This window comes from Sulfuricurvum sp. PD_MW2 (assembly GCF_002633015.1).
In the GTDB taxonomy this organism is placed as follows: domain Bacteria; phylum Campylobacterota; class Campylobacteria; order Campylobacterales; family Sulfurimonadaceae; genus Sulfuricurvum.
The window spans coordinates 1-3,572 of sequence record NZ_NSIU01000049.1; the positions used below are offsets into that span (position 1 = coordinate 1).

The 3,572-nt window shown below is 34.3% G+C and carries 4 protein-coding genes and 1 pseudogene; all 5 read right to left on the reverse strand.

Translation table 11 applies throughout. The features are described from left to right. A pseudogene (locus CJD30_RS11390) lies at positions 1–273 on the reverse strand (HAD family hydrolase); the annotation flags it as partial. Continuing rightward, positions 270–929: a cyclase family protein gene (locus tag CJD30_RS11395; protein ID WP_294919231.1), complete on the reverse strand. Its 660-nt coding sequence runs from the start codon at positions 927–929 to the stop codon at positions 270–272. The pseudogene CJD30_RS11390 and the gene CJD30_RS11395, both read right to left, overlap by 4 nt. Beyond that, positions 926–1,810, reverse strand: a complete 885-nt coding sequence (locus tag CJD30_RS11400; protein WP_294919234.1) for an NAD(P)-dependent oxidoreductase — start codon at positions 1,808–1,810, stop codon at positions 926–928. The genes CJD30_RS11395 and CJD30_RS11400 overlap by 4 nt, the downstream gene beginning before the upstream one ends. Continuing rightward, complete coding sequence (locus CJD30_RS11405; RefSeq protein ID WP_294919237.1) at positions 1,807–2,727, reverse strand: phosphoglycerate dehydrogenase; 921 nt, start codon at positions 2,725–2,727, stop codon at positions 1,807–1,809. The genes CJD30_RS11400 and CJD30_RS11405 overlap by 4 nt, the downstream gene beginning before the upstream one ends. After that, complete coding sequence (locus tag CJD30_RS11410) at positions 2,724–3,476, reverse strand: hypothetical protein (protein ID WP_294919240.1); 753 nt, start codon at positions 3,474–3,476, stop codon at positions 2,724–2,726. The genes CJD30_RS11405 and CJD30_RS11410 overlap by 4 nt, the downstream gene beginning before the upstream one ends. Positions 3,477–3,572 lie beyond the last annotated feature (96 nt).

Consider the following 3,572-nt stretch of genomic DNA (forward strand, 5'->3'; position numbering starts at 1 on the left):
ATTTTGATCAAATATTTTACTTTCAATAATCTTTCCAAATTGATCAGCCAAATGGAGTATTTCATTTTGAGTAATTTCTTTATTTAGAATCTTTTGAAAAAAATATTCAATTTTTTCAAATCGGGAAGTCCCTCCGTTTGCATAGTGATAGGCTTCAAGTATTTTGATGTTTTCTTCAGAGTAATCTTTAAATAATTCTTTAAAACCATCGCCTTTAATTTTCATGCTATCAAGTATAACACCGTCAAAATCAAAAAGAATATTTTTAATCATAGCAGTTTGGCTATTACAGTGCATGGGATACCATCGCTTCGTGCAATGCGTAAGGGTGCAACGATTATTGAGGTAAATACGCTTGACGTATCGATGTCACGTAAATCCATATCTTCGAGAAGTAAAATGGGTTGTTCTGGATTTAAAAACCGTTTATGTGCCTCTTTTCCAGTAGAGCGCTCTTGAAAACTTGAAACTGAAATAGAATCAAACCCAAACATACGAATCTCTTTAAAGTGTTTTATTAGAAAATCATAGATATCTGGGTGAAAACCATTATTTTTTTCCCAGTATTGTTTAGTTTCACGAATATGGCATAAGCCTGTTTTGACTAGTAATAGTTCATACCCAATATCTTTGATGGTATTAAGTTTTTCTAACAGTTCTTCTTTAATTACATGCGCTTTTGGTTCTATTTCTAGAAATAAAATTTTTTTAAAAGTAAAAAAATCAGCATTAAATGACTCGATTGTTTGTCCTTCTTCATAAAAATGATAAGGCATATCCAGATGCGTTCCTATGTGAGCAGTTGTTTTAATTATACTATCATTTGCAGTCCCGCCTTCCGCAATTGAATTTTGTTTTCGTATTACAAAATTGTTTCGGTTTCCATAAGACGGTGTCTGTTCATTGAGCAAATAAGAGAGAAAAATCATTTATTTTGAAACTCACAGTGTATGGTTTGGATACATTCCAGCAGCCCCTGTCCTAAATCGATATAGGGATTAGCGACTAATTTTTTAGCAGCCGTAGGATGAAAGGTATACGGTGTAATTCTGTAATGTCCCATATTGCCCGTTGAGAGTTGGTTAATTGTAAGTTCATTACGCATGATTTCATTAATCATTGTTAAGAGTTCAATCCGTTTTAATTTTTCAATGCCAGTCAAAATAATATGCTCATTTTCGTACTGAGCATCTTCAATGATATTTACTGAAAGTTTTGCAGCATCAGCCGCATGAATATATTCTCTTAAATCTTGTCCGTCTCCTTTATAATGAAGCTGTTTAGTCGTAAGAGCTTCTTTGAGGAGATTGTAGATGTAGTTATTATGACTGGCTCGCTCTCCGTACAGAGAACCGTAACGTATTACAGTGTATTTCAGCCCGTAACGCTTATAGTATTCTTCGGTCAATTTTTCGGATGAGTGCTTACTAATGCCATAAAAAGAACCATCACTGCTAAGTGCGTATGCACTGCTCGCATAAATAAATCGATCGATTTTGCCATTTTGACGGCATGCTTCGAGAATATTTAGATGTCCCATTACATTGATCGTCATAGTCTGGACAGGTTTATGAATTGCTTCATCAATATTAGCTATTGCAACAAAATTATAAATAATATCGGCTCCGACAATGGCTTTTTCTATCTCCAAACTTTCCATAATATTTACTTTAAGAAAAGTTTGTGAAGGCTGCAAATAGGGTGAAGGTGAAATATCGGCTATAATGACGTCATAACCGCGCCGACTTAATTCATCTGCGACGTAGCTACCTAGAAAACCGCTTCCGCCAAAAATAACTACTTTTTTCATAGGTTGAAATACTTTCTTAAATGATTGATAGCGCTGAGCCCCATTCCTTCAACGGCTTCAACTGCATTGCCTCCAATATGGGGGGTACAAATAAGATTAGGAAGCTGTAGTAATTCCAAGTCTGTCGGAGGCTCTTCAATATACGCATCGATTGCTGCTCCCGCAATCATACCGTTTTTTAATGCATATTTTAAATCACTTTCATGAATAATTCCGCCGCGTGCACTATTTATAATAAATGCACCAGATTTCATCTTTTGAAATACTTTGAGGTCAATTATTCCCTCTGTACTACTATCCAATGGGGTATGAATTGTTACGATATCGGATCGTGCATACAGCTCTTCTTTGCTTACATCGATGAGGTTGTTTTGGGTGTAATAATCCCTTTGATCGATAATGTCATTGACTAAAATAGTACATCCAAATGGCTGCAAAAGTCGAATGAGTTCTTTTCCAATATACCCGACGCCGATAATTCCTACGGTTTTCCCACTAAGCTGAAACCCACCTGACTTATTCCATATGCCATTTTTAAGTTCATTGGAGGTGACGTAAAGATTGCGGCAGAGCATCAGCATATAGCCAAGGGTCATTTCGGCGACACTTAAACGGTTTACTCCTCCCGTCCATCCGATATGAATGCTTCTGCGTTGACAGGCATCGAGATCAATATTATTGAGACCAACTCCATATTTTGAAATCATTTTTAAGCTAGGGCATGCACTTAAAATAGTATCGTCTATTGATTCAAGACCTACTATTATTCCATTCGCCGGTTTTATAAATTCTAGTAACTCATTGTTATTGAATCGTATCCCCTCGTCATTAAATCTTACATCAGGAAAAGACTTAGAAAGCTCATCTCTGAGCATAGCGTTTTTAGAAAAAGAGGGAGAGGTTACGGCAATTATCATAATTTTATACTTTCTTGTAAAATGTCAAAAATCATTTTATGACCTTCGTCTGTATAGTGAACTGCGTCATATGTGTATGTAATATTATGGATATCAATTAATCTATTTTTTGTTTGAGAGAAATTTACCATAAAGAATATTAATTCATTGGTTTTATGAAGTTGCTGGAAAAATGAATCCGGCCGGCTGCGTTCAATTTGAATATCTTTAGAGATAGCAGGAGTATTAATAAAGTATTTTTTTTTAAATTTTTTATTCAGCAGTGAATTTAATTCTATTAGATAGTTTTCTTGATACTCAATACTTTGTAGAACTTCAATGTTACCATTATTTAATGGATATTTTTCATGTTGATGAATAACATTTTGGGTATTGCTAAATTGCTTGATTTGAATCAATGCATCATCCAAATAATCCTGCTTTTTAGGGGTGAGATCGACGTAGCCAATATTGGTTACGAGAGTGTTGAAGGTAAAATTTTCATTCAATAGTAAAAAATTATACAGTGTTGCGAATAGCGTCAAATTTTTTGGTTTTGAAATGATTAGATAGCTTAGATTATGAATATCGAGAAGTCGCTTGAATCGGTAGAGATACGAATTTTCTATTTTATTATTGTCCGTGGCTAATCCTCGTGAATCAAAAAACATGAGGTAATGATAATGCCTTAGCGTATTGTCTGAGATGAAAATTTGATTCTCTTGAGAAGTACTATTTTCACCCTCTCCAAATTTTATTGATTGCCTCATTGTATGCTGACTATTTTAATTTACCCATAATTAAAACATCTGAATATTCTCCATTTTTATAAAAATACTCTTTTAGCATACCTTCTTGTATAAAAC

Bases quoted from the DNA above. Each gene is read 5' to 3' on its own strand.
- CJD30_RS11395 (WP_294919231.1), bottom strand. From the start codon at position 929: ATGATTTTTCTCTCTTATTTGCTCAATGAACAGACACCGTCTTATGGA.
- CJD30_RS11400 (WP_294919234.1), bottom strand. From the start codon at position 1,810: ATGAAAAAAGTAGTTATTTTTGGCGGAAGCGGTTTTCTAGGTAGCTAC.
- CJD30_RS11405 (WP_294919237.1), bottom strand. From the start codon at position 2,727: ATGATAATTGCCGTAACCTCTCCCTCTTTTTCTAAAAACGCTATGCTC.
- CJD30_RS11410 (WP_294919240.1), bottom strand. From the start codon at position 3,476: ATGAGGCAATCAATAAAATTTGGAGAGGGTGAAAATAGTACTTCTCAA.